Origin of the sequence: Pseudoalteromonas sp. 19-MNA-CIBAN-0066, assembly GCF_040308705.1 — a bacterium.
Taxonomy (GTDB): Bacteria; Pseudomonadota; Gammaproteobacteria; order Enterobacterales; family Alteromonadaceae; genus Pseudoalteromonas; species Pseudoalteromonas nigrifaciens.
The window spans coordinates 1-231 of sequence record NZ_JBEONZ010000452.1; the positions used below are offsets into that span (position 1 = coordinate 1).

At 39.0% G+C, this 231-nt stretch carries 1 protein-coding gene; it reads right to left on the bottom strand.

The window, feature by feature from the left end; translation table 11 throughout:
- A partial coding sequence (locus AAEZ18_RS19790) for a hypothetical protein (RefSeq protein ID WP_352256163.1) occupies positions 1–231 on the bottom strand: 231 nt, incomplete at both ends.

Below are 231 nucleotides of genomic sequence, written 5' to 3' on the forward strand. Positions count from 1 at the left end.
ATTAACTACTAACTGAAGATCATTCCCTGTAGTTAAGGCTGTAAAGTCAATTGAAATATCATTTTCAACTGATGCTTTAACTGCTACACCTGCCGCTGATGTAGCTGAATTAATTGCGGTAGCTACAGTCGCGCTTGAAGCGTTCACGCCATAAGTAATAGCTGCTGTTGACTTGCCACCATTTTCAGAAATTATTAAGTCTGTTTCCGCAACATTACCGTTAGTGTTAAT